Genomic DNA, 26,950 nt, shown 5'->3' on the forward strand with positions numbered 1-26,950 from the left:
CGAATGCGTGCCCGTCGGTGGCGGCGCCGCTCGCGGCGTTCGGAGGCAATGGCCCGGCACATCGCCGTCACCCTGGCGCGGCAGAAGCCCCGGGCCGCCGCGCAGCGGTCGGCCTTGAGCCCACGCCGCGTGTGCCGACGCTCAGCGCTCTTCCGGATCCGTTGCGGCCGCATCGGATCCCGCGACAGAAGCGGCGGCGGCCCGCCTGCGGATCTCGGAATCGAGGATCAACCGCCCGCGCAGCTTGCCTTTCATCCGCTTCACATGCTTGGGCGCCTCGGTCATGTGCTCGACCATCAGCGCACGGACGCGCTCGGCATCGCGCTCGCGCGCGGCCTGCAGGATCGCCTTGTGGATCGACACGTTCGCTTCGCCGAAGCGCTTGTGCTCGACGAGCGGCGTATCGTTCCGGAACTCGATCAACTGCCGGATCATCTCGTTGATCAGCTCGCAGCTGAAGCGCAGGAACGGATTGGGATTCGCGGCCGCGAGGATGTCGTGGAACGTCGTGTCCTCCTGGCGCTGGCGCAGCATGTGGCCGCGATCGTGCACGCCCGACGCGCCGTCGCAGCACGCGATGTTCGATTCCAGCGCCGCGAAGTCGCGCTCCGTCAGGTGCGGCACGGCGCCGGCGGCCAGCTCGGGTTCGAGCAGCTTGCGCACCGTATAGATGTCGTCGATCGACACGTCCTTGAAGAACAGGTAGTTCTGCAGGAGCTGAAGCGTGCGGTCGAGCGGCACCTCGACGACCATCCCGCCGCCCGACGGCCCGGTCGTGACCTTGATCAGCCCCTGCACCTCGAGCGACTTCAGCGCCTCGCGGATCGTGCTTTTGCTCACCGCGTAGAGCTGCTGCAGCTCGGCTTCGCGCGGCAGGCGGTCACCCGGCTTCAGGTCCTTCTCGGTGATCAGCCGCTTGATCTCCTCGGCGACGAGATCGGCCCGCTTCGGCTGCTTGATTTCGACCGCGAGGCCCGCCCTGGCTCGGTCCATGACCATCTTCACGACTCCTTTGTCTGGCTGCGCGCCGCGTCATCGTCGACGACCGGTCCCGGCGCGGGTACGGAATTTTGCCTGATTGACACCAATTTTGATCAACTCTAGCATCAGGTTCATTCTATTTATCATGATAAATAGGATCAACCGGCGGCGCGCATCCTGGCATGGCGTGGGCACGGTTTGGCAGTCGGTCGTATCGCGTGTGTCCCCCCCATCAAGAGGAGCGTCAACTTGAATCGCCGAGAACTGTTGAAACTGGCCGCGCTGTCGGCCGTGCCGGGCGCGCTCGGCAGCATGTCGTCCCGGGTCGCGTTCGCGCAGGGCTCGCCCATCCAGCTTGCATGCCCGGTGCCGATGTCCGGCCCGTTCGCGGCCAACGGCAAGTACGCCGATCTCGGCATGCAGCTCGTCGTCAAGCAATACGGCAAGGTGCTCGGCGCGCCGCTCGCCTATACGGCGCTCGACACCGAGGGCAAGCCTGCGACCGCCGTGCGGCGCGTGCAGGAAATCGCGCAGCAGAAGGGCGTGCGTTTCTTCGCGGGCGGCATCCTGTCGTCCGAATCGCTGGCGATGGGCAAGGAAGTCCAGAAGGCGGGCGGCGTGTTCATCACGACGGCCGGCGCGGACGAGATCACCGGCAAGGATTGCAATGCGGCGACCTTCCGCTGGTCGGTGCCGACCTTCGGCGCGATCGAGCAGACGGTGCGTCCGTTGATCCAGATGCTGCCGAAGGCGAAGCGCTGGTACACGATCACGCCGCAATACGTGTTCGGCGACGGCCTGCTGTCGGCCGCGAAGGCGGTCTTCAAGGAGAAGGGCATCGAGCACGTCGGCAACAGCTATCACTCGCTCGCCGAAAAGGAGTTCAGCGGCTACCTGACCAATGCGGCGGCCGCGCAGCCGGACGTGCTGCTGATCCTGAACTTCGGCTCGCAATCGTCGGACACGCTGCGCCAGGCTGTCAGCTTCGGCATGAAGCGCAACTGCACGATCCTGCTCGCGTGGGCCTCGGGCCTTGAGCAGTTCGAGGCGCTCGGGCCGGACATCTGCGACGGCGTGTATTTCGGCGCGCAGTACTGGCACGGCATCGATTCGCCGCTGAACCGCGATCTCGTGAAGCGCGCGAACGCCGCGTTCAACGCGAACCCGAACTACAGCCTCGCGGGTTCGTACATCTGCTCGAAGATCCTGATCGACGCGATGGTGAAGGCCGGCAGCGCCGATCCGAAGAAGGTCGTCGCGGCGATGGAAGGGATGAAGTACGACGGCCTCACGGGCTCGGAGGAAATCCGCAAGGGTGACCACCAGGTGCTGAAGAACTACTACCTGCTGAAAGGCAAGCCGAAGAGCCGGATGAAGAACGCGGACGACTACGCCGACATCGTCAGCTCCGGCCAGTCGTTCCTGCCGGTCGACAAGACGGGCTGCAAGCTCGCGTGAGCCCGTGCATGCGTTCGCGGCGCATCGCGCGCCGCGGGCGTCCGTTACCTTCCTTTCCGACACGGAAGCCATGAACGTCTATCTGCTGCAGATCGTCAACGGCATCGGCGTGGGCATGCTGTATTTCCTGCTCGCCGTCGGCCTGTCGATCGTGTTCGGCCTGCTGCGCTTCGTGAATTTCGCTCACGGCGCGTTCTATCTGCTCGGCGCGTACCTCTGCTACCAGGTGCTGCAATGGTCGGCGAATTTCTGGGTCGCGCTCGCGATCGTGCCGCTCGTGGTCGGTGCGTTCGCGTGGATCGTCGAGAAGCTGGTGCTGCGTCATGTGTACGCGCAGCAGCACGAGTTCCACATCCTCGCGACGGTCGGGCTCGCGCTCGTGCTGCAGGAGTGCGCGATCCTCGCGTGGGGGCCGCTCGGCGACAACGTGCCGCCGCCCGACGCGCTGAACGGCGTCGTGATCTGGGGCGGCTTCGTCTACCCGAAGTACCGGCTGTTCGTGATCGCGTTCACGGCCGTCCTCGCCGCGTTGCTGTGGTGGGTGCTCGAAGGCACGCGGCTCGGCAGTACGGTGCGCGCGGGCAGCGAATCGACGGAGATGGTGTCGCTGCTCGGCATCAACGTGACCCGCGTGTTCAGCCTCGTGTTCGCGCTCGGCGCGGCGACGGCCGCGCTGGCCGGCGTGCTCGCCGCACCGATCCGCGGCGTCGATCCGTTCATGGGGATCGAGGCGCTCGGCGTCGCGTTCGTCGTGGTCGTGGTCGGCGGGATGGGGAATTTTCTCGGCGCGCTCGTCGGCGGGCTGCTGGTCGGCATCGTGCAGAGCCTGATGAGCACGCTGTGGCCGGAAGGCGCGCGGCTGATGATCTACGTCGCGATGGCGGCCGTGCTGCTGCTGCGTCCGAACGGTTTGCTGGGGAGGGCCGCATGATCGATTCGTCGAAACCGCTGCCGCCGGGCGCGGCAGCGTCGCAACGCCGGCAGCCGTGGCGCGGCGTGCTGCAGCGGCCCGAAGGCTGGCTTGCGGTGGTGGCCGCGTGCGTGCTGCCGCTGGTGTTGAGTTCGGGCTCGCTCGCGACCGAGGTGCTGGTGTTCGCGCTCGCCGCGCTCGGCTGCAACCTGCTGCTGGGCTATACGGGGCTGTTGTCGTTCGGGCAGGGCATCTTCTTCGGGCTCGGCAGCTACACGGCGGGACTGGTGCTGACGCGCGGCGTCGCATCCGTGACAGCCGCGCTGGTCGCGGCCGCGGTGCTCGGCGCGGTTGCGGCCGCACTCGTCGGCTGGTTCTCGATCCGGCAGCGCGGCACCTATTTCGTGATGCTGACGCTCGCGTTCGGGCAGCTGTTCTACTTCCTCGCGTATACGACGCCGGACGTGACGGGCGGCGACAACGGGCTGCTCGACATCCCGCGCCCCGCGCTATCCGTGTTCGGGCATCCGCTCGTCTCGCTCGATTCGCCGTGGCGCTACTACGGCTTCGTCGCGGTGCTGTTCGTCGTGGTGTTCTGGCTGCTGCTGCGCGTATCGCGCTCGGTGTTCGGCCGGACGCTGCTCGCGATTCGCGACAACGAGGCGCGCGCCGCGGCGGCCGGCTACGACGTGAAGCGCTTCAAGCTCGCGGCGTTCGTGATCTCCGGCGCGGTCACGGGCCTGGCGGGCGCGCTGCACGCGTTGATGACGGGCATCGCGCCGCTGTCGAACATCGACTATCACATGAGCGAGATGATTCTCGTGATGACGGTGATCGGCGGCACGGGCAACCTGTTCGCGTCGGTGCTCGGCGCGGCGTTCTACGTGCTGTTCGCGGACTGGCTGGCGACGCTGTGGCCGCGCTGGCTGCTGCTGCTCGGCCTCGTGCTGATCGCGGTCAGCCTGTTCATGCAGCGCGGGTTGTGGGGGCTGGGCGAACGCATCGTGGCGTCGCTGCGGCGTAGCGATCGCACGGCGGCCACGGTCAAGGAGCGGCAATGAGCGAAGCGATTCTCGAAGCGCGCGGCATCGTCAAGCGCTACGGCAAGTTCACGGCGCTGGGCGGCGTCGATTTGCGCATCATGCCGCGCACCGTGCATTCGGTGATCGGCCCGAACGGCGCGGGCAAGACGACGCTGTTCCATACGCTGACCGGCACGCTGCCGATCACGTCGGGCTCGATCCTGTTCGACGGTCACGACGTGTCGCACGAACCCGATCACAAGCGCGTGCGGCGCGGTATCGCGCGCTCGTTCCAGGTGACGAGCCTGTTTCCGAACCTGAGCGTGCGCGAGAACCTGCGCGTCGCCGCACAGGGCGTCGAATCGCGGCGGGCGCTGAATCCATGGACGCCGCCGCGCGGTGCGCTCGCGCATGACGGCATCGTCGACGACGTACTCGAGCGGCTCGGCCTGCAGCGCTTCGCCGACACGGCGTCCGGTGTGCTGTCGCATGGCCAGCAGCGCCGGCTCGAGGTCGGCATGGCGCTGGCGGCGCGGCCGCGCGCGATCTTCCTCGACGAGCCGACGTCGGGCATGGGCATCGACGATCTCGCCGACATGAAGGCGCTGATCCGCGGCCTGCGCGACGACTACACGGTCGTGCTGATCGAACACAACATGGGCATCGTGATGGACATCTCGGACACGATCACGGTGATGCAGCAGGGGCGCGTGCTGGTCGAAGGCAAGCCCGACGCGATCCGCGGCGACGCGCGCGTGCGCAGCGCGTATCTCGGCAACATGATCACGGGAGGCCGGGCATGATGCTCGACGTGAAGGAGGTGCACGCCTGCTACGGCAAGAGCCACGTGCTGCAGGGCGTTTCGCTGAACGTGAACGAAGGCGAGACGGTGACGCTGCTCGGCCGCAATGGCGCGGGCAAGTCGACGACGCTCAAGACGATCGCGGGCGTCGTCGCGCCGACCGGCGGCACGGTGACGTTCGCGGGCCGGCCGGTGTCCGGGCAGCCGGCGCACCGGATCGCCGCGGGCGGCCTGTGCTTCGTGCCCGAGCATCGCGGCGTTTTCCGGCTGCTGTCGGTCGAGGAAAACCTGCGGCTTGGCGCGCGTCGCGATTCGCCGTGGCAGCTCGACGACATCTACCGGATCTTTCCGCGCCTGAAGGAACGTCGCCGCAACGGCGGCGCGCAGTTGTCGGGCGGCGAGCAGCAGATGCTCGCGATCGGCCGCGCGCTGATGAATCATCCGCGGCTGCTGATGCTCGACGAGCCGGTCGAGGGGCTTGCGCCGGTGATCGTCGAGGAGATCGTCGAGCAGTTGAAGCGGATCAAGGCGGCCGGCGTCGCGATCCTGCTCGTCGAACAGAACCTCGAAGTGTGCACGCAGCTCGCGGACCGCCACTTCGTGATCGAACAGGGCGTGATCGTCTACGAAGGCAGCAACGCGGCGTTCGCGGCCGATCATGACGTGAAGGACCGGTACCTGGGCGTCGGTGTCGCATGAACCGTGCCCTTTCAATGCGAGGAATGGCAACGATGCAAGTACAGGATTCGACTCCGGGCGTCGCGGCGTCCGGCTTGCGCGTCGACGGCGCGCGGCTGTGGGACAGCCTGATGCGTCTCGCGCGGATCGGCGCGACCGACAAGGGCGGTGTGTGCCGTCTCGCGCTCACCGAACTCGATCGCGACGCGCGCGACCTGTTCGTCGCATGGGCGAAGGAAATTGGCTGCACGGTGCGTGTCGATGCGATCGGCAATATCTTTGCGCGTCGCGCGGGCGAACGGGACGACCTGCCGCCCGTGGCGACGGGCAGCCATATCGACACGCAGCCGACGGGCGGCAAGTTCGACGGCAACTACGGCGTGCTGGCCGGCCTCGAGGTGCTGCGCACGCTCGACGACGCCGGGGTGCGCACGCGCGCGCCGCTCGAGGTGGCCGTCTGGACCAACGAAGAAGGCTCTCGCTTCGTCCCGGTGATGATGGGTTCCGGCGTGTTCGCGGGCGCGTTCACGCTCGATCATGCGCTCGCGCAACGCGACCGCGACGGCGTGTCGGTGCGCGACGCGCTGGCCGCGATCGGGTATGCGGGCAGTGCGGACGAGGGGAACGGCGCGCATCCGGTCGGCGCGTATTTCGAAGCGCATATCGAGCAGGGGCCGGTGCTGGAGGCGCACGATACGACGATCGGCGTGGTCGAGGGCGCGCTCGGGCAGCGCTGGTATGACGTGACCGTGCACGGCATGGAGGCGCACGCCGGCCCGACGCCGATGGCGCTGCGGCGCGACGCGCTGCTCGTCGCGTCTGATCTCGTGCGCAAGGTGAACGAGATCGCGTGTGCGCATCCGCCGCACGGACGCGGCACGGTCGGCTGGGTCGACGTGCACCCGAACTCGCGTAACGTGATTCCGGGCCGCGTGACGCTGACCGTCGATTTGCGCGCGGCCGACGATGCGACGCTTGCGGCGATGGATGCCGAACTGCGCGCGGCGTGCGCCGACTTTGGGGCGCAGGCCGACATGCGAATCGACATCGAGCCGGTCGTGTATTTTCCGCCGCAGCCGTTCGATCCGGCGCTGGTCGAGCAAGTCCGCGCCGGCGCGCGCGCACTCGGGCTGTCGTCGATGAACGTGATCAGCGGCGCCGGCCACGACGCGGTGTATCTCGCGCGCGTCGCGCCGACCGCGATGATCTTCGTGCCGTGCAAGGACGGCATCAGTCACAACGAGATCGAGGACGCCGATCCGGACCATCTGGAAGCCGGCTGCAACGTGCTGCTGCATGCGATGCTGGGCGCTGCCGGGATCGCGGAGGGCCGTACGCAATGAAGATCCTGATCGCCCGGATGAACCACGAGACCAACACGTTCTCGCCCGTGCCGACGCCGCTCGCCGCGTTCGGCCGCAACGGCCCCGACTGGGGCGACGACGCGTATCGCGCGAATCGCGGGATGCGCACCGCGATGGCCGCGTTCATCGATGCGGCCGAGCGCGAAGGCGCGGACATCGTGACGCCCGTATCGGCGGCCGCGAACCCGAGCGGCCCGGTCGCGGCCGCCGCGTATGCTGCGATCTGCGATGCGATCGTCGCCGCCGCGCCCGGCTGCGACGCGGTGATGCTCGACCTGCACGGCGCGATGGTCGCCGAGCAGAGCGCGGACGGCGAGGGCGACCTGCTCGCGCGCGTGCGCGCGGCGCTGCCCGATGCGCCGATCGCGGTCGCGCTCGACCTGCACGCGAACGTCACGCAGAAGATGATCGATCACGCGGACGTGATCGTCAGTTTCAAGACCTATCCGCACGTCGACATGGTTGAGACAGGCGAACATGCGGCGCGGCTGCTGCTCGACCGACTGCACGGCCGCGCACGGCCCGTGCTCGCGTGGCGGCAGCCGCCGCTGATGACGTCGACGCTGCGCAGTGCGAGCGCCGAAGGCGCGATGCGGCGCGCGGTGGAAGCCGCGCGCGCGGCCGAGGCGGACGGAATGCTCGCGGTGTCGATCCTGCCCGGCTTCTCGCTCGCCGATATTCCAGCGCCGTGCATCAGCGTGGTCGTGGTGGCCGACGGCGATCGCGCCGCCGCCGACGCGGTGGCCGAGCGCATCGCGCGGCAGATCTGGGACGCGCGCGACGAATTCGTCTATCGCAGCGCGCCGCTCGCCGAATCGGTCGCGCAAGCCGCGGCGCTCGCCCATGGCGCGGACCGCCCGGTGCTGATGCTCGATCACGGCGACAACTGCATGTCGGGCGGCCCGTGCGACACGATGGACCTGCTCGAAGCCGCGCTCGCGCACGGGCTCGACGGGATCGTCAGCGGGCCGTTGTGCGACCCCGAAGCCGTCGCGGCGCTGATCGACGCGGGCGTCGGCGCCACCGTCACGGTGCCGGTCGGCAACCGCCTGCCGTCGCACGGCGGTGTGCGGCGCGAACCGTTTCGCGCGACCGGCATCGTGCGCGCAATCACCGACGGCGAATACGTGATTACCGGGCCGACGTATACCGGGCAACGTGCGTACATGGGCCGCGCGGCCGTGCTCGACATCGGCACGGCCACACTTGTCGTCACCGAGCGCACGCAGGAGCCGTGGGATCTCGGCGTGTTCGAGAGCGTCGGCGTCGATCCGCGCCGAGCGCGCTTCCTGCTGCTGAAATCGCGGATGTATTGCCGGCCGGTGTTCGTGCCGATTGCGTCCGCGCTGGTCGAATGCGACAGCCGCGGCGTGACGGGCTCGGACTTCGGGCTGTTCCGCTACGAGCGGCTCGCGCGGCCGGTGTATCCGCTCGACGACATCGTCGAGTGGTCGTCGGGCACGCGACGCACGGATTGACGGAACCGAACCGGGAACGAGACGCCGGGCGCGCGCGCTTTCGGGCATCATGCGATGGCGCCGGCCCGTCGGGCAGCAGGGTCGGGCAATCCATTGCGTCCGCAACCGATCCGGAGAACCGACCGTCATGCATTCGAATCCTTTCCGCCTGCGCAGCGCGCGCCTGCTCGCCGCGCTGACCCTCGCCACGACGGCCGTTGCCGTGCACGCCGCCGACTGGATCGTGTCCGGCAACGACGGCAAGTACCAGCGCGTCGAGGGCCGCGATACCTATCTGCCTTCCCCGCCCGCCGACACGCTGACGCTGCTCGACGCCAGCACGTTCCCGCCGAAGGTCGCGCTTCAGGTCGACGTCGAGAACGGCATCCAGGGGCCACCGCAGGCCGTCGCGATCACGCCCGACGCGAAGCTCGCGCTGGTCGGTGCGCCGACGCGCTATGACACGGCCGCGAAGCAGCTCGTGCTCGACACGTTCCTGCAGGTCGTGAATCTCGACACCGCGCCGCCCGCGATCACGCGCCTCGAGCTCGGCACGCATCCGCAAGGGATCGCGATCGACCGCTCGGGCCGGCTCGCGCTCGTCGCCAACGTCGACGGCAGCGTGTCGATCCTGCGCATCGACGGCACGCAGGTGACGCTCGACGGCACCCTGAAAATCGGCAAGAAGCGGCTGGCCGGGATCAGCTTCACGCACGACGGCAAGCATGCGCTCGTGTCGCTGCGCGACGAGCAGGGCATCGCGGTGCTGAACGTCGACGACGGCAAGGTGACCGACAGCGGCACGCGCCTGAGCACGGGCGTCGCGCCATACACGATCGACGTGTCGAGCGACAACCGCTGGGCCGTCGTCAGCAACGTCGGGCTCGCCGGGCTGCCGGGCTATACCGGCACGCTCGCGGGCGACGCCGATTCGGTCGCGCTGATCGACGTGTCGCGCGTGCCGTTCCGCACGGTCCAGTATTTGACGGTGCCGTCGCTGCCGGAAGGCGTCGCGATTTCGCCGAACGGGAAGTGGATCGCCGTGCAGGCGATGGACGGCTCGAACCTGACGGCCGACAACCCGGGTCGCCACAAGCTCGGCAAGGTGCTGTTGTTCGAGATCCGAGACGGGCAGGCCGTGAAGGTGAGCGAGGTACCGGGCGGCGAAGCCGCGCAGGGCATCGTGTTTACCGCCGACAGCCGGCACGTGATCGTGCAGTTCAACGTCGAACGGCAGCTTGCGCTGTATGCGGTCGAAGGCGGCAAGCTGCGCGATACGGGCAAGCGGATCGCACTGACGGGCGGGCCGTCGTCGTTGAGGACGTTGCCGCGCTGACGGGCGATCGCGGTGTGTGGACCCGCCGTGAGAGGGCGGAAAACATCATCGCGCGGCTCGACGAAGCGTTATCGATTGCGCAAGCCGGCGGCGTGGATCGCGACGGAACGTAGGCGGACCGTTCGGCCGTGAGCGGCACGCGCCCCTTCGGGGGCTGAAGGGGCAAGCGAGCCGGCGACGCGCACGTGAGGATGCGTGCGGAAAGAAGCGCCCGGTACGGCCGTACCGGGCGGCATGGCCGCGCAGTTACGGACGCAGCAGATCGAACCCGCCGAATACCACGACACCGCTGAGCACGATCATCGCGACGGAGTGCTGACCGAAGTAGAGAATCGCGGCGGCGAGCCACGTCGTGATGCAGAAGGCGCCGATGCGGGCCATCGTGTGTTCCTCGAATGCGTAACGAAGTGAATGCGTGCCGCGCGGCGTTCGCCGCTCGAGCGGTGAGCGGGGCACGCACGCAGGCGAACCGAACAGGCGACCCGGGAAGCCGCGATGGCGTCGTCGGCACACGTTGCATGCCGCGCGTGCCTCGAAAGGCCGGGAGTCGAAGCCGGCGGCATCACGCGATCGGGCCTGGAACAGGCATCCGACATGCGCATCCAGCCGGCGAAGCGGCGATTTTACCAGCGCCGTCATGCCGCCAATCTGGCCCTTTCGCGATCAATTGCGGTCATCGCGCGGCAATCCACCCGACCCCGATATTCAAGTTTCGTGTGACGAATGCCGTAAACGGTTGAAAGGCGCTTTCGCCCTGTTACTTCGTTTACCGACACACGGACCGACACGATGCAGATCGATTTCTCCACGACCGCGCGATCCCCGCTCGCGGACAGCGGCGTGACCGCGAACCCGCCCGCCGCGACGTCGTCCACCGGCGGCGCGACGGATGCCGCGAGCACGACGGGCACGGCCGGCGCCACGGGTGCGACCGGCACTGCCAGCGCCACCGGCACCACTGGCACCACCGCCACGAAGGATTCGACCGGCGCCTCCGGCGCAACGCTCGGCGCAGCGGGCGCATCGTCGGAAGACCCGGCGGTCGCCCAGTTGAAGGCGCTGATCGAGCGGCTGCAGAAGCAGCTCGCGACCTTGGAGCGGCAGATGGCCGGCGCGGCGCAGCGCGCAAAGGACGACCCGGCCGCGGCCGTCGAACAGCAGTCGCTGAGTGCGGAAGCCAGCGCGATCTCGGCGGCGCTCGCGACGGCAATCTCGCAACTCGCCGCGGCGCTCGAAAAATCCGGCGGCTCGCCGTCGGGCGGGCTGGTGTCGACGCAGGCCTGAGCGGCCATGGCGGCGTCGGCCGCACGCATTACAATCGCAAGCTCGTCTCCCTCTCAAGGACGGCTGAACGATGAATGCGGAACTCGACGACGACGAACTCGTTCGCTTCGACGCGCACGGCGGCACGCCGCTGCCGGCAGCCGATGCCGAAGGATGGCTCGACCACGACGGCGCGCGCATCTGGCACGCGTCGTTCGGCCGGGGGCCGGCGGTCGTGCTGCTGCACGGCGGCCTCGGCCATGGCGGCAACTGGGGCAACCAGGTGCCGGCGCTGCTCGCGGCCGGCTACCGCGCGATCGTGATCGATAGCCGCGGCCACGGCCGCAGCACGCGCGACGACCGACCCTATTCATACGAACGCATGGCATCGGACGTGCTGGCCGTCCTCGACGCGCTGCAGGTCGACCGCGCACGCTTCGTCGGCTGGAGCGACGGCGCGTGCATCGCGCTCGTGCTGGCCGCCCGCGCACCGGAACGTGCGGCCGGCGTGTTCTTCTTCGCGTGCAACATGGATCCGGGCGGCACGAAGGAGATGGTGCCGAGCCCGCTGATCGACCGCTGCTTCGCTCGGCATCGCAAGGACTATGTGCAACTGTCCGCGACACCGGACCAGTTCGATGCGTTCGTCGCGGCCGTCAGCGAAATGATGCGCACGCAACCGAATTACACCGCGCAGGATCTCGCGGCGATCGCCGTGCCGGTTACGATCGTGCAGGGCGAGCACGACGAATTCATCCGGGCCGAGCATGCGGCGTACTTGGCGCGCACGATCCCGGGCGCGACGCTGACGATCCTGCCCGGCGTGAGCCATTTCGCGCCGCTGCAGCGGCCCGCGCGGTTCAACGCGGCGATGCTGGCGTTTCTCGACCGGCTGCCGGGGTGAGGCACGCACGGCCCGCCGGCGAGCGGGCGCGTGCGTCGGCCCGGGTTCAGACCATCGCGTTGTCGGCGCCGGGAATCTCGTGCGCCTTGATCTGCTTGCGCTGCAGCTTGTAGCGCAGCTTCCCGAGCATGCCGTCCTCGTGGCTGACACGCGTGATGGTGCGCACGTACTCGTCGTCCGGCGCGATGGCCTGCGCCCCCATGATCCAGCGCACGCTTTCGCGATAGTCGTACAGCGACTTGTCGTTGAGGTCGGCAAGGAAGAACGACAGCGACGCCATCGCGGTGGGATGGCCGGCTTCGGCATGCCGGCGCAGTTCGTCGACATAGCGATGGCGCGACGCATGATCGTCGATGTCGCCGATGAACATCAGCATGCAATCGAGGCCGTCCGTATGCCCCATCTCGTGCGCCTTGCGCGCGACCTCGACGGCTTCGACCTGCATGCGCGCGCGTTCGGCCCGGTCCGTGCTGGTCTGCCCGATGTGGTGGTACGCGTAGCCGAGCCGGTACGCGGCCATGTTGCCGCCGGCGTCCATCGATTCGCGGAAGTAGTGGGCGGCGCGGTACGGGTCGCGCTCGACATGCATGCCTTCGTTGTAGAAGCAGCCGAGCAGGTAATCGCACGAATCGCCGCCCGCCTCGTAGCCAAGCTTGCAGATGGCGACGGCATCGGCGGGGCGCCGGTTTTCGTACTCCAGCGCGGTGGCGATCTGGTTCCATGCGAGCGAGCCGGGCTCGTTCACGCGCGCCGCCTCGAGCCACGCATCGCCGCGTGCGTCGTCCTGCGCGAAGCCGAACGTGCCGGTGCGGTGTCCGTAGCCGCGCAGGATCAGCGCCGACGTGCACGCGCGCGCATCCGACGCGCGCTGGATCGCGCCGGTCAGCCAGTCGCCGTGCGGATCGAGGCTGAGCGCCAGTCGCACGGCGATCGCCATCGCCTGGTTGTTGTCGATCGGCTGGTCGCGTTCCGCTTCCTGCAGGCGGGCGTACGCTTTTTCGTAGTCCTTGCGCATGTAATGGCTGTGCGCGAGCCAGCGCAGCGTCTCCCAGCGGTGATACGGATGCAGCGCAGCCTTCGCGCGCGCGAGCGTCACGGTGATCGCGTGGCGCGCATCGTCGTCGTCGTCATCCGCATCGAGCGTGTTGCCGGCGTAGTCGTCGCGCCAGATCTCGTGCAGCAGCCGGTCCTTCTCGACCGCATCGAGGTGCGCACACGCGTCGGACGCGACGAATGCGCGGATGTGATCGTGCGAGCCGCCCCAGCGCGGCTGCATGTACCAGATGAACGTGCGCATCGGGAAGAACTGTGTCGGGTGGATGTGCAGCGTCGCTTCCATCCAGTACCACTTCTCCTTGCGCAGCTTCTTGCCCTGGACCGGGCCGGGCAGCGCGTCCGGGAATTCCGGCGGGCAGGCGACCGCCACGTCGGGATTCAGTCCGGAACGCGCGAACATCTGCCGCAGTTCGGCGCGCGTGGCTTCGTCTTCGGCGCCGGCGTTCAGGTGCAGTTCGGTGACGGGCCAGCGGCGCTCGCGCACGAGCTGCGTGAGCCACTCGGGTTCGCCGAACGACGACACGCTCGTGAAGATCGCCATCGGCGCGCTCCACATCGTCGGCGCGAGCACCAGCGCGCGCAGCGCGGCGACGAGCGTCAGGGTCGCGCACGCATGTGCGCCGATCCAGCCGGCTTCGGTCACCGTTTCGGCCCAGCCGCTGCCGCGGTACTCGTAGGCCCAGTGGTGCCAGTAATGCGCTTCGCACAGCCACGCGTGCGCGGAGCGCGGGTTCGCGGCCTGCCACGCGCGCAGGCGCGCGAGGCCTTCGGCGCCGGCGTCGATGCATGGCTGCACGTCGGCCGGCAGCGCGTCGACGTACTGCGCTTCGGCGGTGCGATCGGCGAAGCTGGCGGCGAGCGCGGCATCGAGTTGCGCGTCGAGCGCGGCGAACTCGCCTGCGCGCAGCAGCGCGTCGACGTCGCAAATGAACCAGCGGGGTTTCGCGGGCGGAATCAGGTCGGCGCAAGCGGAGGACATGTCGGTATCGGCGGTCATGACGAAACGGGTTGGGGATCGAAGATGCGGTAGCGCTTCCACGGCAGCGAAAGCCAGTTTCCGGACGGATTGCGCAGGTACTCGCGCACTTCCTGCGTGGCGCGCGACGACGCGGGGCCATCCTGGCCGCTGCCGCGCAGCCACTGCTGGCGCGCCCGCGCATACGCGAGCCCGAAGTCTTCCCAGCTGTCGAAGCTGTCCTGCGCGCGCTGTGCGTTGAGCAGCAGCACGACCCACGCGTGCTGTTCGGACGTCCAGCCGAGCAGCGCGATGCAGCGCACCAGAAACGCGGTGCGCGCGCAATCGAACGCGAGTGCGTCGCGCACGCGCCCGACGGCCGCGAGTTGTTCGTAGAAGCCGTCGTGCGAGCGGCCGACGCCGCGGATCCAGCCCGCGAGGATCGGCGGCACGCGCTGCACGATCTGCCACTCGGGCAGGTCGGCCGGCAGGTCGAGTTCGCGCCGCAGCTGGCGCGCGAGCTGTTCGCGCTGCGAATCGGGCAGCGCATGGACGAGGTCGTCGCAATCGCAGCGCAGCCCGTTGCGGATCAGCAGGATGTCGGCCAGCGCGAGCGCCCAGCGGCGGCGGTTCGGCGGCGCCTGCTCGGCCTGCGCATGCGCGAACCTGACGGCCGCGGTTTGCCGTACCGGCACCGCGCTGTCGCCGCCCGCGGCCTGGTCGGCGTCGACCTCGCGCACCATCCGCGCGGCGACCCGGAACGAGCGCCACACGTACCACACGAGCCACAGCACGGCCGCGCCGAGCAGCAGTTTCAGCATGACGGGCTCCCGTCTGACGGCGCAGGCAGCGCGAACGTCGCGCACAGCGCCGGATCGATCGCGATGCCTTCGATCTCGAACGCGGCCGTGGCCGGCGGTGCGTCGGGCGCGCGCGCGGCCGGCAGCGCATCGGCCGGCAACGCATGGCGCGCGGCCGCCGCGACGGCCGGATCGATCTGCCGCAACTGGCCGAGCGCATAGGGCGCGTTGCGCAGCAGCAGCCATTGCAGCACGGCCGGCGGCTGCTCGAAATGCTCGATCAGGTGGAAGTTCTCGCTCATCACGCTCAGCAGATGGTCGGGCGAGCGCACGTCGGTGACGAAGGTCCACGCGCCGGTGGCCGCGCCCGGCGCATCCGGTTCGAACACGAGGCCCATGCCCTCGCAATCGGGATGACGCTCGCCGCGCGGCGCGAGCGCGCGCAGGAACTGGCGGACGTCGTCGGCATAGCGGCGCACCGGATGACGATTCTGCTTGCCCTTGATCTGGTCGATGCGCAGGCCGTCGCCGCTCGCCTGCAGGCTGATCGTCACGTGCGGCTGGTTGCCTGCGCCGCGCAGCGTGAACAGGCGCAGCCGGCCGTCCTGCGCGGCTTGCGCGTACTGCTCGCCGTAGCCGCCGCGCAGCCGGCGGCGATCCGCGAACTGGCCGAGACAGTGCTGCATGTAGTACGACTCGTACGCGAGTTCCTCGCGCAGCGCCGCGTGCTGGCCGACGAATTCGAACACGATCCCGTTCGGCGTGCGCAGCACCTCGCGCAGCGCGAGGCCGCTGCTCGGCACCCAGCCCTTGTCGCGGCGCGCCTGCATCCGCTGGTGCTCGCGTTCCCACATGTCGAGCGCCATCGCGCAGGTGATGCGTTGCAGTTTCTGCGCGAGCCGCGTGCCGGCGCGCGAGCGCAGGAATTCGACCAGCACGCGTTCGCGGTCGATCAGCAGCATGTGCTCGGGATCGATGAAGTAGAGCGGCGCCGGCTCCGCGGCGGGCGGTCGCGCCGCATCGGCCGCTGGGCCGGATGCCGGGGATGCTGAGGGTGCTGGGGGTGCCGGGGATGCCGGGGATGCCGGGGATGCCGGGGATGCCGGTTGCGCGCGGAACCGGCGCACGAGCCATTCGGGCGCCGGCCGGTCGGCGCCGGCGAGCGCGCGGTAATCGGCGAGCGAATCGAGCGGCTGCGCCTGCTCGAACGCGCCGACGACCCAGCGGAAGAAATGGTTGCCGAGCCACGCGAGGATGTCGGCCGGATCGCCGCGCTCGGCGCTGCGGCGGGTGATGGCCGCCTTGATGTCGGGCGCATTGACGACGTCGCGCGGCCGATAGGCCGACGCGGCCACGGTTTCGGTCACGGGCTCACTCTCCGGTCGGGCAGGGCGTGCGCGGGCGGTGCGCGCGGGACCCTGGCGGTTCTTTTGGCTCAACGGCGAAACGGCGAACGTGCGCGCAGCAACGCGGCGGCGTCGCGTATTCCGGTTCAGGTCGGTCGACGCGTGAAAATCACGCGACCGCGTGGGAGCCGATGACGCGGGAGCGGGCGATCGGGAAAGGGCGATTCATCGTTTCTCTCAGGATGGGTTTTATTTTTGGCTTCCGCGAGTCTACTTCGATCCGTGCGGATGAATCAATCGCGCGGCTGGCCGGCGCCCGTGGTTCTGACAAGACTTATCTCTTTTTCGCCGATTTTCGATGCGGTGCCCTTCGCCGCCGGATTCGATGCTGTTAAAGCCGACAGGTTTTCCCGGAAAACGGGCGAGGGGCCTGACGATGGCGGCGGCCCGTCCGGCATTCCGCGTATCTCATAAGTTTTTCTTTCGGCTCGCGCAACATATCGTCGATTGTTGGCGGCCGGACGGTAGCGGATAGTCCTGCTTCGACAGGCCGGCCGCCGCCCGCTCCGCGCGGCGCGGCCGGATCTGTTGTCCATGCAACCATCAGAAATCGAAAGGAACCGCACTCATGCGATTCAATGCGACACGCTTCGCCGCGACCCTGTTCGTCGCCGCCTGCGCGACCGCCACGGCCGGCCGCGCGGCCGCCGTCACGCAGGACGACCTCCACGACACCGTCACCCGCCAGATCGCGCCGCTGATGAAGCAGTATGCGGTGCCCGGCATGGCGATCGGCATCGTCGCCGACGGCAAGCCCTATGTGTTCGACTACGGCGTGATGTCGAAGCAAACCGGCAAGCCGGTGACCGGCGACACGCTGTTCGAGATCGGTTCGGTCAGCAAGACGCTGACCGCGACGCTGGCGTCGGATGCGCAGGAGGGCGGCGAACTGTCGCTCGCGGACCCCGCGGCCAAATATCTGCCCGAACTGCAGGGCAAGCCGTTCGGCGCCGTGACGCTGCTCCAGCTCGGCACCCACACGCCCGGTGGGACGCCGCTGCAGGTGCCGGACAGCATCCGCGACGACGCGGGCCTGATCCGCTATCTCGACGCGTGGCGGCCCGAGTATGCGCCGGGCACGCACCGCAAGTATTCGAACGTCGCGATCGGCATGCTCGGCTGGCTCACCGCGAAGGCGATGCACCAGGATTTCGCGACGCTGATGGAGCAGCGGCTCTTTCCCGCGCTCGGGATGACGCACACGTACATCAACGTGCCCGATGTGCGCATGGCCGACTATGCGCAGGGCTACACGAAGGACGGCAAGCCGGTGCGGATGACGGAAGGCATGCTGTGGCAGCCGGCGTACGGCGTGCGGACCACGGCGGCCGACCTGCTGCGCTTCGTGCAGGCGAGCATGGGGATGATCCAGACGGCGCCGCGCCTGCAGCGCGCGATCGAACGCACGCACACCGGCTATTTCCGCGCGGGGCCGCTGACGCAGGATCTGATCTGGGAACAGTATCCGTACCCGGTCGCGCTGCCCACGCTGCTCGCGGGCAATGCGCCGAAGATGCTGTTCGATGCGGTGCCGGCCAGCGCGATCCGGCCGCCGCTCGCGCCGAACCCCGCGACCTGGATCAACAAGACGGGTTCGACCGGCGGCTTCAGCACCTATGTCGCGTTCGTTCCGGCGAAGCGGATCGGGATCGTGATGCTCGCGAACGGCAACGTGCCGATCGAGGACCGCGTGAAGGTTGCCTACCGGATCCTCGGGTCGCTCGGCGACGGGCGGTAACGTCGCCGCGCCCGCCCGTCGAGAAATGCTTATGATGGGCGGGCAATCCGGTGCGCGGCGAGCGAGGCACCGGTCGACGGAGGAGAGCCGATTGAGCATCGCATGGGACGGAATCACGGGCGCCGACGTGCTCGACGACGCGCAACGGGCGAGCCGGCACGCGTTGGCCGACGCGGCGCGCGACGGCGCATGGGCGACGCTGCTCGAGCGTCTTGTGCAACAGCCTGCGCTCGTCAACGCGACGCGGCCGGGCGGCACGTCGCTATACGCGCCGCTGCATCAGGCCGCGTATGGCGGCGCGCCGCAGGAGGTCGTCGCTGAAATGCTGCGGCTCGGTGCATGGCGCATGCTGCGCGATGCGAGCCGCGAGCGCGCGGTCGATATCGCCGCGCGGCGCGGGCATCGGCATCTGGTCGAACTGTTGACGCCGCAGCCGCGACGCTTCGTGCCCGACGGCACGCTGCACGCCATACAGCGCCATTTCCACGCCATGATCGTCGGCCGCATCGCGCACCTGCGGGTCGACGCGCTGCGTTTTCCCGAACTCGAACCGCTGCTCGAATTCGACGCGCAGGCCGACCGCATGTGGTTCGCGGTGCCCGGCATGTACGGCGGATTCAATTACGCGCTGCGCACGGACGGCGATGCCGCGATGCTCGTATCCGCGAGCTGGAGCCGAGTGGTCGGCGGCTCGGGCCAGCGCCACGAGATCACGGCGAACGGCTGCACGCTGGTCGAAGAAGGCTTCGTCTGACACGGCCGATCGTCCCGCCGGGCGCAAAACTGTTTTAGTGATTCATGCCTTCCGCCGACGGCACCGGCCGTCGATACTGCGATGCACGACATTTCGCGAGACGTGTGCCGCATGGCTCGTCTCGCCTCCGGAGCAGCGGATGAAAGGCATCAGGATATTCGTGACGGGCGCGACCGGCTATATCGGCGGCTCGGTGGCCGCGCGGCTCGTCGCGGCCGGGCACGTCGTCACCGGACTGGCGCGCGACGGCAGCCACGCCGCGAAGCTCGCGGCAGCCGGCATCATGCCGGTCGTCGGCACGCTCGACGACACGGTGCTGCTGCATGCGTTTGCGCGCGACGCGGACTGCGTCGTCAACGCGGCGAGCAGCGATCACCGCGAGGCCGTCGAAACGATCATCGCGGCGCTGAGCGGGTCGGGCAAGACATTCCTCCATACGAGCGGCACCAGCGTGATCGCGGACGATGCGCAAGGCGCGCATGGCGACGCGATCGTGTTCGACGAAACGACGCCGATCGTCAACCCCGCGAAGGCCGAGCGCCACGCGATCGACCGGCTCGTGATGTCGGCCGCGACCCTCGGCATCCGCTCGGCCGTGATCTGCAACAGCATGATCTACGGCGACGGCCTCGGCCTGCGCCGCGACAGCGCGCAACTGCCGCTGCTCGCGGCCGTCGCGCGCGACGCCGGCGCCGTGCGCGTGATCGGCAAGGGGCTGAACCGCTGGTCGAACGTGCACGTCGACGATGTCGCCGATCTCTATTTGCGCGCGGTCCGTGCCGCATCGCCGGGTGCGTTCTACTTCGCGGAAAACGGCGAAGCGTCGTTCGCGCAAATCGGCCGTGCGCTCGCCGCGCGGCTCGGTTTGCGGTCGGTCGTCGAATGGGACGTCGCCGATGCCGCGCAGGCGCTCGGTCACGCGCGCGCACATTTCTCGCTCGCATCGAACAGCCGCGTGAAGGCGCTGCGTGCGCGGCAGGAACTCGGATGGGCGCCGCAGCATGGCGCGATGCTGGACTGGATTCGTCACGAGATGCCGGTTGCGGCCTGACGCTGGCGCACACCGGGTTGCCTGATGAAAAGCGCGTCGATCCGCGCGGGTTTGCAGGCCCGGTCGCTCGCTTCATGCCCGATGATTCGGACAATATTCGCCGCGAATTATTGAATCGAAATCAACTGTGATTCGCGCGCCCGCCCGCTTATCAAACCGGCGCGGCGGCACTATCGTGACGGTTTCCGACACCGCTGACGACTGCCGACCATGAAGACGACCCTCGACGAGATGCTCGCGTTCGTGACCATCGCCGATACCGGTTCGTTGACGGGGGCGGCGGACAAACTGCATCAGCCGACCTCGGTGATGAGCCGGATCCTGCGGCGCCTCGAGGAAAAGCTCGACACCACGCTGATCCGCCGCACGACGCGCCGCCTCGAAGTGACCGACGAGGGCAAGCGCTTTCTCGACCATGCGCGCGAGATCATTGCGTCGGTCGAATTCGCCGAGGAACAGATCGGCAGCCAGCGCGAGACGCCGGCCGGGCGGCTGCGGATCAATGCGGCGATGCCGTTCATGCAGCACGTGATCGCGCCGATGATGCCGGGTTTCCGCGAAGCGTATCCGGCGATCGCGGTCGAACTTCATACGAGCGACGAGATCATCGACCTGCTCGAACAGCGTACCGACGTTGCCATCCGGATCGGCGAGCTGCGCGATTCGACGCTGCACGCGCGCCGGCTCGGCAGCAGCCGGCTGCGCATTCTTGCGAGCCCGGCCTATTTGGAGAAAGCCGGCGTGCCGACGCGCGTCGCCGATCTCGCGAACCATGCGCTGCTCGGTTTCGTGCAGCCGGAAACGCTGAACCACTGGCCGCTGCGCACCGCGGACGGTGGCGCGTACCGCATTCATCCGGCGCTGCAGGCGTCGAGCGGCGAGACGCTGCTGACCCTCGCGCTCAATGGCGCGGGCATCGCGTGCCTCGCCGACTACATGACGGGCGCGCATCGCCGCGATGGCAGCCTCGTCGAACTGCTCGTCGACGACACGGTCGAGTTCCGCCAGCCGATTCACGCGGTGTTCTATCGCAATGCGACGCTGTCGTTGCGGATCGTCAGCTTTCTCGACTATGTGAGCGCGCAGTTGAAGGAAGGCGGCGACATCGACTGAGCCGGCACGACACCTAACGGGCCAGGCAGTAAAAAGGGCGACGGGTTCGAATGACATCGAACCCGCCGCCCTTTGCGCATCGGTCGAACCCGAACCGCGCGCTTACTGCCCCAGCGCACTCATCAGCCTGACCCGGCTCAACGTTTCCTCGGTGCGTGCCTGCGCGAGCGAATCCTCGGCCGCGAGCAGCGCACGCTGCACTTCCAGCGTATCGATGAACGCCGATTCGCCGCTGCGCCACGACCGGTTGATCTGCGTATAGGCACCACGCGCATTCGACACCGCGCGCTCGAGGCGCTCGGTCCGGCCGTGATTTCGTGCGGTTGCGGCCACCGATGTCTCGACGTCGCCGACGGCCGTCAACACCGCCGTGCGATAGGCGGCGAGCGCCTGGTCGGCCTGCGCACGACGCAACGCGACGACGCTGCGGCGCCGTCCGCCGTCGAACAGCGGCGCGCTCGCGCCGGCGCCGGCCATCCACGCGAGCGAACGCGCGAGCGACGCGCCCGAGAAACCGTCGATCGCCGCGCCGATCACGCCGATCAGTTGCAGGTGCGGCTTCAGGTCGGCCTCGGCCACGCCGATGCGCGCATAGGCCGCGACGACGCGTGCCTCGGCCGCGCGCACGTCGGGCCGACGGCGCAGCAGGTCAGCCGGCGTGCCGATGCCCGGTGCGGCGGCGGTCCACACCGGCTCGGGCGCGGGCGGGTCGAGCGGAGCATAGATATCCTGCGGCGTCGACGCGGTGATGATCGACAGCCGGTGGATCGCTGCCTGCCGCTGCAGTTGCAGCGCGGGCAGTTCGGCCAGCGTCGTTTCCGTCTGCGCGGCGGCGCGGTCGACGTCGGCTACCGGCACGACACCCGCGTCGAACAGGCGCCGTGTCGATTCCTCGGTGCTGCGCTGGCTCAACGCGTTGGCCTCGACCAGCGCGAGCCGCTGTTCGAGACCGCGCACCGTCACGTAGGTGCGCACGGTTTCGTCGATCGTCGCGATCCGCACGGCGGCCGCATCGTTTTGCGCCGATGCAATATCGGCGTCGGCCGCCGACACACCCTGGCGGATGCGGCCGAAGATGTCGACTTCCCAGGCGAGGCTCGCATTCAGGTCGAACGCGTTGCCGAGCGTCGGCGTATCGGTCGGGAACGCCTGCGATGCGGATAGCCGCTGGCGGCTGGCGCCGGCATTCAGGTCGAGAGACGGGAACCACTGCGACGCCGCGCCGATCCGCACCGCGCGGGCCGCATCGATGCGCGCGACTGCCGCCTGCAGGTCGAGGTTGTTCGCGAGCGCCGTGTCGACCAGCCGGTCGAGGATCGGATCGTGAAAGGCGTGCCACCACGCACCGGTGTCGGCGGCCGGGCCGCCGGCCGCGAGATCCGCGTTCGCATAGGTCGCGGCCAGCGGCGGCGGCGCGACGGTGGCGACCGGCGCGCTCGTGCACGCGGTCAGGACGGCCGCTGCGGACAGCGCGGCCACGAGTCGAACGAACTTCATTGCACTCCCTCCGTCGCGACGGCCGCGACAGCGGTCTTGCGCATCGCGAGCCGGCGAACCATCACATAGAACACGGGCGTAAACAGCAGCCCGAAGAACGTCACGCCGATCATCCCGAAGAACACCGCCGCACCGACCGCCTGGCGCATTTCCGCGCCCGCGCCTTCGGAGATCACGAGCGGCAGCACGCCGAGGATGAACGCGAGCGACGTCATCACGATCGGGCGCAGCCGCTGCACGCATGCCTCGACGACGGCCTCGACGAGCTCGGCGCCGTCGGCCTCGAGCTGCCTTGCGACCTCGACGATCAGGATCGCGTTCTTCGCGGCGAGCCCGACCAGCACGATGAAGCCGATCTGCGTGAGGATGTTCACGTCCTGGCCGAGCGCGCGCACGCCGAGCGACGCGGCGAGCAGGCACATCGGCACGATCAGCAGGATCGATACGGGCAGGCTCCAGCTGCCGTACTGTGCGGCGAGCACCAGATAGACGAGCAGTACGCACAGCGGGAACACGAGCAGCCCCGTGTTGCCGGCCGTGGTCTGCTGATACGACAGATCGGTCCACTCGAACGAAATGCCGGGCGGCAGCACCTGTTTCGCGAGTGTTTCCATTGTCTTGATCGCGAAGCCCGAACCGAGGCCCGGCGCGGTATCGCCGTTGATTTCGGTGGCCGGATACAGGTTGTAGCGCGGTGCGCGATCGACGCCGAGCGTGTCGTCGATGCGCGTCACGCTGCCGATCGGCACCATCTCGCCGTCGCGGTTGCGTACCTTCAGCCGCGCGAGGTCCGACGCGCCGACGCGGAACGGCAGGTCCGCCTGCGCGGTCACGCGATAGGTGCGCCCGACGATGTTGAAGTCGTTGATATAGGTCGAACCGAAATACGTCTCGACCGCATCGTTGATCGCCTGGCTCGGCACGCCGAGCATCTCGGCCTTCTCGCGGTCGAGTTCGACGTGCACCTGCGGGCTCGTCGCGGAGTAGGGCGTGTAGACGCCGACCATGCCGGGCGTGCGGTTGGCGGCCGCGACGAGATCCTGCGTCGCCTTCGCGAGCGCGGCGGTGCCGAGGCCGTTGCGGTCTTCGAGCCGCATCGCGAAGCCCCCCGTACTGCCGAGGCCCTGCACCGGCGGCGGCATCGCGACGACGATCGACGCTTCTGTGATGGTCGCGAGCCGCTTGCGCATCTCGGCGGCAATCGTGTCGATCGTCAGGCCGCGCGCCTTGCGTTCCGGCCAGGGCTGGAACACCGGGAACAGGCCGGCGCTGTTCGCCGAGTTCGTGCCGGTCGCCGCGTTGACGCCGGAGAACACCGGCACGCGCGCGACACCGGGCACCGACAGCGCGATGTCCTCGATCTTGCGCGCGACCGCGCTCGTGCGTTCGAGCGTCGCGCCGTCGGGCATCCGCACGAGCACGACGAGGTAGCCGCGATCCTGCGCGGGAATGAAGCCCTTCGGGCTCGACACGAGCAGGTAGCCGGTCGCGGCGATCAGCACCACGTACAGTGCGGCCATCGCGGGGATGATCCGGACGATTTTCCGGACCAGCCGGCCATATGCATCGGACAGGCGCTGGAACAGGCGGTTGAACGCGTTCGAGAAGCGCCGCGCGACGCGCATCGCCGGCGCGAACGGCGCGGCCATGCGTGAGGCCGGCGCGGGTGCGTCATGGTCGCCGGCGTGCGCTTTCAGCATCATCGCGGACAGCGCGGGCGCGAGCGTCACCGACGTGAAGAACGAGATCGCGGTCGACACGGCGATCGTCACGCCGAACTGGCGGAAGAACTGGCCCGAGATGCCGGGAATGAACGAGGTCGGCACGAACACCGCGCACAGCACGAGCGTGATCGCGAACAGCGCGCCGCCGACTTCCTTCATCGTCAGCAGCGTCGCATCGCGCGGCCCGGCGCCGGCCGACAGGTGCCGCTCGACGTTCTCGACCACGACGATCGCGTTGTCGACGACGATCCCCACCGCGAGCACGAGACCGAACAGCGTCAGGTTGTTGATCGAATAGCCGAGCACGGCCATCGCCGCGAACGTGCCGACGAGCGACACCGGAATCGACAGGATCGGGATGATCGACGGCCGCCAGCCCTGCAGGAACAGCAGCACGACGAACACGACGAGCACGACGGCTTCGTAGATCGTCTTCACGAGTTCGTGGATGCTGTCGCCGATGAACGCGGTCGGGTTGTAGCCGATGTTGTAGACGATGCCCTTCGGGAAGTCCCTGGCCAGCTCGGCCATTTTCTTCTCGACCGCATCCATCGTCGCGACCGCATTCGCGCCGGGCTGCTGCAGCACCTGCAGCGCGATCGTCGGATGGCGCAGCATGTAGCTGTCGGTCGCATACGCGAGTGCGCCGACTTCGACGCGCGCCACGTCCTTCAGCCGCACGAGCCTGCCGTCCTTGCCCTGCTTGACGACGATGTCGCTGAAATCCTCGGGGCGCTTGAGCCGCCCTTCGAAGATCAGGTTCGGCTGGAACGCCTGGTTCGTGATCGGCGCCTGCGCGACCACGCCGCCCGCGAGCTGTGTGTTCTGCGAACGTACCGCGGCGATCAGGTCGGCCGGGCTCAGGCCGAACGACGCGACGCGCTCGGGGTCGAGCCAGATGCGCATCGAGTATTCGCGTGCGCCGAGCGTGTTGATGTCGCCGACGCCTTCGATCCGCTTCAGCACGTCCGCGACGTTGCGGACTGCGTAGTTCGACACGTACAGCGGATCGTAGCGCTGGTCCGGCGAGTACAGGAAGATCGTGCCGAGCTGCGTCGGCGACGACTTGCGTACCGACACGCCGCTACGCTGCACCGGCTCGGGCAGGCGCGGCGTCGCGAGCGCGACGCGGTTCTGCACGAGCACCTGCGCCTTGTCGACGTCGGTGCCGGGCTTGAACGTCACGGTGATGTTCAGGCTGCCGTCCGAGGTCGCCTGGCTGTACATGTACAGCATGTCTTCCACGCCGTTCACTTCCAGTTCGATCGGCGTCGACACCGTCTGCGAGACCGTTTCCGCGGAGGCGCCCGGATAGGTCGCCTGGATCACGACGGTCGGCGGCGCGATGTCCGGATACTCGGACACCGCGAGCGAGAAATAGGCCAGCGCGCCGACGATCGTCAGCACGATCGACAGGACGATCGCGAGCACCGGCTGCTGGACGGAGAGGCGGCCGAGGTTCATTGCGCGCTCCCGGTCGTGCCGCTCGCCGCGTGGGCCACCGTGGCCGCGTCGATCGCGCGCGGCACCGACTTGACCTTGTCACCGGCCTGCACGCGCTGGAAGCCGTCGACGATCACGGTATCGCCCGCATTCAGCCCCGCGTCGATTTCGCGCAGGTTGCCGTACAGGCGGCCGGGCGTCACCGGGCGGATCGCGACGGCGCCGTTCGCGTCGACGAAGTACAGCACGCGGCGCGTCGCATCGGTCGCGACGGCCGCATCCGGCACGAGCAGCGCGTGGTGCGCGACGCGGCTCGACAGATACACGCGGCCGAACTGGCCGGGGCTCAGGCGCCGGTCCGGATTCGCGACGCGCGCGCGCTGGCGCAGCGTGCCGGTCGAGTCGTCGAGGCGGTTGTCGACGAAATCCATCGTACCCGTCAGCGACGGCTGCGGATCGCCCGGCAGCGCGATCGCGACCTGCCGCGACGACGCGCTGCCGCCGCTTTTCTGCGCTTCGCGCGTATAGCGCAGGTAGCTTTCCTCGTCGACGTCGAAGTAGATGTCGATCGGATCCTGCGACACGATCGTCGTCAGCACGGTCGCGTCGCTGTCGCCGCCTTTCACGAGATTGCCCTCGCTGACGAGCTTGCGGCTGATGCGGCCGGACATCGGTGCGACGATGCGCGTGAACGACAGGTCGAGCCGCGCGCGCTCGAGTGCGCCTTGCGCGCTCGTCACTTCGGCCTGCGCGCTTTGCACGGCCTGCCTGCGCTGGTCGTAGAGGCTCTGCGCGATCGTATCGGTCTTGATCAGGATGCTCGCGCGCTCGAAATCCTGCCGGCTCAGCTTCAGTTGCGACTGCGCGCGTTCGAGCGCACCTTGCGCGGCCGTGACGGCCGCCTGGTACGGGCGCGGGTCGATGACGAACAGCAGGTCGCCCTTGCGGACGATCGCGCCGTCCTGGAACGCGACCTTGTCGAGATAGCCGCTCACGCGCGGGCGCACGTCGACGGTGTCGACCGCTTCGAAGCGGCCGGTGTAGACGTCGACGTCGTTGACGTCGCGCGCGACGGGCGCGCTGACGATCACGCTCGGCGTCGCGGCCGGCGCCTTGTCGTCCGACTGGCAGCCGGACAGCGCGAAGAGCGCGGCCAGCGGAACGGCGGCCAGCACGGCCGGTCGCGCGATGCGCTTCAATCCTGGATATCGGTTCATATGCGTGCGAAATGTCGAGTG

At 68.7% G+C, this 26,950-nt stretch carries 23 protein-coding genes; 15 read left to right on the forward strand and 8 right to left on the reverse strand.

The annotated features are described in order from the left end of the window. Positions 1-141 precede the first annotated feature (141 nt). The gene (locus HWW87_RS14555; RefSeq protein ID WP_175820864.1) at positions 142-999 is read right to left on the reverse strand and encodes an FCD domain-containing protein; all 858 of its coding nucleotides are present in this window, start codon (positions 997-999) and stop codon (positions 142-144) included. Positions 1,000-1,230: 231 nt separating this feature from the next. On the opposite strand from HWW87_RS14555, the gene HWW87_RS14560 reads away from it, so the two are divergent. The 8 genes from HWW87_RS14560 to HWW87_RS14595 all read left to right on the forward strand — a co-directional run bounded on the left by HWW87_RS14560 (position 1,231) and on the right by HWW87_RS14595 (position 10,008). Next, positions 1,231-2,439 (forward strand): ABC transporter substrate-binding protein, encoded by a 1,209-nt coding sequence (locus HWW87_RS14560; RefSeq protein WP_175820865.1) that lies wholly within the window; start codon positions 1,231-1,233, stop codon positions 2,437-2,439. A gap of 70 nt (positions 2,440-2,509) precedes the next feature. Then, on the forward strand, positions 2,510-3,370 hold the full coding sequence (locus HWW87_RS14565; protein ID WP_175820866.1) for a branched-chain amino acid ABC transporter permease: 861 nt from the start codon (positions 2,510-2,512) through the stop codon (positions 3,368-3,370). Beyond that, positions 3,367-4,410: a branched-chain amino acid ABC transporter permease gene (locus HWW87_RS14570; protein ID WP_175820867.1), complete on the forward strand. Its 1,044-nt coding sequence runs from the start codon at positions 3,367-3,369 to the stop codon at positions 4,408-4,410. The genes HWW87_RS14565 and HWW87_RS14570 overlap by 4 nt, the downstream gene beginning before the upstream one ends. Continuing rightward, a complete protein-coding gene (locus HWW87_RS14575; protein WP_175820868.1) occupies positions 4,407-5,174 on the forward strand; it encodes an ABC transporter ATP-binding protein in 768 nt (255 codons plus the stop codon). Before HWW87_RS14570 ends, HWW87_RS14575 begins: the two co-directional genes overlap by 4 nt. Next, positions 5,171-5,872 carry an ABC transporter ATP-binding protein gene (locus HWW87_RS14580; RefSeq protein WP_175820869.1) on the forward strand — a complete coding sequence of 234 codons (702 nt, stop codon included), beginning with the start codon at positions 5,171-5,173 and terminating at the stop codon, positions 5,870-5,872. Before HWW87_RS14575 ends, HWW87_RS14580 begins: the two co-directional genes overlap by 4 nt. 32 nt (positions 5,873-5,904) lie before the next feature. Further along, positions 5,905-7,194, forward strand: a complete 1,290-nt coding sequence (locus HWW87_RS14585; RefSeq protein WP_175820870.1) for a Zn-dependent hydrolase — start codon at positions 5,905-5,907, stop codon at positions 7,192-7,194. Beyond that, a complete protein-coding gene (locus tag HWW87_RS14590) occupies positions 7,191-8,693 on the forward strand; it encodes a M81 family metallopeptidase (RefSeq protein WP_175820871.1) in 1,503 nt (500 codons plus the stop codon). The genes HWW87_RS14585 and HWW87_RS14590 overlap by 4 nt, the downstream gene beginning before the upstream one ends. A 127-nt stretch (positions 8,694-8,820) precedes the next feature. Then, complete coding sequence (locus tag HWW87_RS14595; RefSeq protein WP_175820872.1) at positions 8,821-10,008, forward strand: beta-propeller fold lactonase family protein; 1,188 nt, start codon at positions 8,821-8,823, stop codon at positions 10,006-10,008. Positions 10,009-10,254: 246 nt separating this feature from the next. Here HWW87_RS14595 and HWW87_RS14600 read toward each other — a convergent pair whose 3' ends face one another. Continuing rightward, positions 10,255-10,647, reverse strand: coding sequence for a hypothetical protein (locus tag HWW87_RS14600; RefSeq protein ID WP_175820728.1), 393 nt, complete (start codon positions 10,645-10,647; stop codon positions 10,255-10,257). Positions 10,648-10,797: 150 nt separating this feature from the next. Between HWW87_RS14600 and HWW87_RS14605 the strand changes: the two genes are divergently transcribed. Together HWW87_RS14605 and HWW87_RS14610 are read left to right on the forward strand one after the other, a co-directional pair. Then, a complete protein-coding gene (locus HWW87_RS14605) occupies positions 10,798-11,292 on the forward strand; it encodes a hypothetical protein (RefSeq protein WP_175820873.1) in 495 nt (164 codons plus the stop codon). A gap of 70 nt (positions 11,293-11,362) precedes the next feature. Next, the gene (locus HWW87_RS14610) at positions 11,363-12,175 is read left to right on the forward strand and encodes an alpha/beta hydrolase (RefSeq protein WP_175820874.1); all 813 of its coding nucleotides are present in this window, start codon (positions 11,363-11,365) and stop codon (positions 12,173-12,175) included. 46 nt (positions 12,176-12,221) lie between these two features. Here the strand turns inward: HWW87_RS14610 and HWW87_RS14615 are convergent, their stop codons facing one another. The 3 genes from HWW87_RS14615 to HWW87_RS14625 are packed head-to-tail and all read right to left on the reverse strand — an operon-like array spanning position 12,222 to position 16,353. Next, entirely contained in the window at positions 12,222-14,210 is a 1,989-nt protein-coding gene (locus HWW87_RS14615) for a DUF4034 domain-containing protein (RefSeq protein ID WP_244107221.1), read from the reverse strand. Positions 14,211-14,224: 14 nt separating this feature from the next. Further along, complete coding sequence (locus tag HWW87_RS14620; protein WP_175820876.1) at positions 14,225-15,007, reverse strand: DUF1266 domain-containing protein; 783 nt, start codon at positions 15,005-15,007, stop codon at positions 14,225-14,227. Beyond that, positions 15,001-16,353 carry a hypothetical protein gene (locus HWW87_RS14625; protein WP_175820877.1) on the reverse strand — a complete coding sequence of 451 codons (1,353 nt, stop codon included), beginning with the start codon at positions 16,351-16,353 and terminating at the stop codon, positions 15,001-15,003. The genes HWW87_RS14620 and HWW87_RS14625 overlap by 7 nt, the downstream gene beginning before the upstream one ends. Before the next feature lie 267 nt (positions 16,354-16,620). Between HWW87_RS14625 and HWW87_RS14630 the strand changes: the two genes are divergently transcribed. From HWW87_RS14630 to HWW87_RS14650, 5 genes are all read left to right on the forward strand, one after another. Next, positions 16,621-16,806, forward strand: a complete 186-nt coding sequence (locus HWW87_RS14630; RefSeq protein ID WP_175820878.1) for a hypothetical protein — start codon at positions 16,621-16,623, stop codon at positions 16,804-16,806. 154 nt (positions 16,807-16,960) lie between these two features. Next, positions 16,961-18,130 carry a class C beta-lactamase gene (gene ampC / locus HWW87_RS14635; protein ID WP_175820879.1) on the forward strand — a complete coding sequence of 390 codons (1,170 nt, stop codon included), beginning with the start codon at positions 16,961-16,963 and terminating at the stop codon, positions 18,128-18,130. Positions 18,131-18,221: 91 nt separating this feature from the next. Next, positions 18,222-18,884, forward strand: a complete 663-nt coding sequence (locus HWW87_RS14640) for an ankyrin repeat domain-containing protein (RefSeq protein WP_175820880.1) — start codon at positions 18,222-18,224, stop codon at positions 18,882-18,884. A 139-nt stretch (positions 18,885-19,023) separates the two neighbouring features. Then, entirely contained in the window at positions 19,024-19,935 is a 912-nt protein-coding gene (locus HWW87_RS14645; RefSeq protein WP_175820881.1) for an NAD-dependent epimerase/dehydratase family protein, read from the forward strand. Between the two features lie 210 nt (positions 19,936-20,145). After that, positions 20,146-21,048 carry a LysR substrate-binding domain-containing protein gene (locus tag HWW87_RS14650; protein ID WP_175820882.1) on the forward strand — a complete coding sequence of 301 codons (903 nt, stop codon included), beginning with the start codon at positions 20,146-20,148 and terminating at the stop codon, positions 21,046-21,048. A 102-nt stretch (positions 21,049-21,150) separates the two neighbouring features. Here HWW87_RS14650 and HWW87_RS14655 read toward each other — a convergent pair whose 3' ends face one another. From HWW87_RS14655 to HWW87_RS14665, 3 genes are read right to left on the reverse strand one after another with little or no spacing between them, the layout of a single operon-like run. After that, complete coding sequence (locus HWW87_RS14655) at positions 21,151-22,545, reverse strand: efflux transporter outer membrane subunit (protein WP_175820883.1); 1,395 nt, start codon at positions 22,543-22,545, stop codon at positions 21,151-21,153. Further along, complete coding sequence (locus HWW87_RS14660) at positions 22,542-25,733, reverse strand: multidrug efflux RND transporter permease subunit (protein ID WP_175820884.1); 3,192 nt, start codon at positions 25,731-25,733, stop codon at positions 22,542-22,544. The genes HWW87_RS14655 and HWW87_RS14660 overlap by 4 nt, the downstream gene beginning before the upstream one ends. Then, on the reverse strand, positions 25,730-26,929 hold the full coding sequence (locus HWW87_RS14665) for an efflux RND transporter periplasmic adaptor subunit (protein ID WP_175820885.1): 1,200 nt from the start codon (positions 26,927-26,929) through the stop codon (positions 25,730-25,732). The genes HWW87_RS14660 and HWW87_RS14665 overlap by 4 nt, the downstream gene beginning before the upstream one ends. Positions 26,930-26,950 lie beyond the last annotated feature (21 nt).

The sequence above is a fragment of the Burkholderia sp. BCC0419 genome, from assembly GCF_902830285.1.
Classification (GTDB): domain Bacteria; phylum Pseudomonadota; class Gammaproteobacteria; order Burkholderiales; family Burkholderiaceae; genus Burkholderia.

What these genes read in the sequence shown, in the direction of transcription:
- HWW87_RS14620 (WP_175820876.1), bottom strand. Translation starts at nt 15,007, where the DNA reads ATGCTGAAACTGCTGCTCGGCGCGGCCGTGCTGTGGCTCGTGTGGTAC.
- HWW87_RS14630 (WP_175820878.1), top strand. Translation starts at nt 16,621, where the DNA reads ATGAATCAATCGCGCGGCTGGCCGGCGCCCGTGGTTCTGACAAGACTT.
- HWW87_RS14585 (WP_175820870.1), top strand. Translation starts at nt 5,905, where the DNA reads ATGCAAGTACAGGATTCGACTCCGGGCGTCGCGGCGTCCGGCTTGCGC.
- HWW87_RS14645 (WP_175820881.1), top strand. Translation starts at nt 19,024, where the DNA reads ATGAAAGGCATCAGGATATTCGTGACGGGCGCGACCGGCTATATCGGC.
- HWW87_RS14555 (WP_175820864.1), bottom strand. Translation starts at nt 999, where the DNA reads ATGGTCATGGACCGAGCCAGGGCGGGCCTCGCGGTCGAAATCAAGCAG.
- HWW87_RS14570 (WP_175820867.1), top strand. Translation starts at nt 3,367, where the DNA reads ATGATCGATTCGTCGAAACCGCTGCCGCCGGGCGCGGCAGCGTCGCAA.
- HWW87_RS14565 (WP_175820866.1), top strand. Translation starts at nt 2,510, where the DNA reads ATGAACGTCTATCTGCTGCAGATCGTCAACGGCATCGGCGTGGGCATG.
- HWW87_RS14575 (WP_175820868.1), top strand. Translation starts at nt 4,407, where the DNA reads ATGAGCGAAGCGATTCTCGAAGCGCGCGGCATCGTCAAGCGCTACGGC.
- HWW87_RS14605 (WP_175820873.1), top strand. Translation starts at nt 10,798, where the DNA reads ATGCAGATCGATTTCTCCACGACCGCGCGATCCCCGCTCGCGGACAGC.
- HWW87_RS14660 (WP_175820884.1), bottom strand. Translation starts at nt 25,733, where the DNA reads ATGAACCTCGGCCGCCTCTCCGTCCAGCAGCCGGTGCTCGCGATCGTC.
- HWW87_RS14665 (WP_175820885.1), bottom strand. Translation starts at nt 26,929, where the DNA reads ATGAACCGATATCCAGGATTGAAGCGCATCGCGCGACCGGCCGTGCTG.
- HWW87_RS14650 (WP_175820882.1), top strand. Translation starts at nt 20,146, where the DNA reads ATGAAGACGACCCTCGACGAGATGCTCGCGTTCGTGACCATCGCCGAT.
- ampC (WP_175820879.1), top strand. Translation starts at nt 16,961, where the DNA reads ATGCGATTCAATGCGACACGCTTCGCCGCGACCCTGTTCGTCGCCGCC.
- HWW87_RS14615 (WP_244107221.1), bottom strand. Translation starts at nt 14,210, where the DNA reads ATGTCCTCCGCTTGCGCCGACCTGATTCCGCCCGCGAAACCCCGCTGG.
- HWW87_RS14595 (WP_175820872.1), top strand. Translation starts at nt 8,821, where the DNA reads ATGCATTCGAATCCTTTCCGCCTGCGCAGCGCGCGCCTGCTCGCCGCG.
- HWW87_RS14580 (WP_175820869.1), top strand. Translation starts at nt 5,171, where the DNA reads ATGATGCTCGACGTGAAGGAGGTGCACGCCTGCTACGGCAAGAGCCAC.
- HWW87_RS14610 (WP_175820874.1), top strand. Translation starts at nt 11,363, where the DNA reads ATGAATGCGGAACTCGACGACGACGAACTCGTTCGCTTCGACGCGCAC.
- HWW87_RS14655 (WP_175820883.1), bottom strand. Translation starts at nt 22,545, where the DNA reads ATGAAGTTCGTTCGACTCGTGGCCGCGCTGTCCGCAGCGGCCGTCCTG.
- HWW87_RS14600 (WP_175820728.1), bottom strand. Translation starts at nt 10,647, where the DNA reads ATGACGGCGCTGGTAAAATCGCCGCTTCGCCGGCTGGATGCGCATGTC.
- HWW87_RS14590 (WP_175820871.1), top strand. Translation starts at nt 7,191, where the DNA reads ATGAAGATCCTGATCGCCCGGATGAACCACGAGACCAACACGTTCTCG.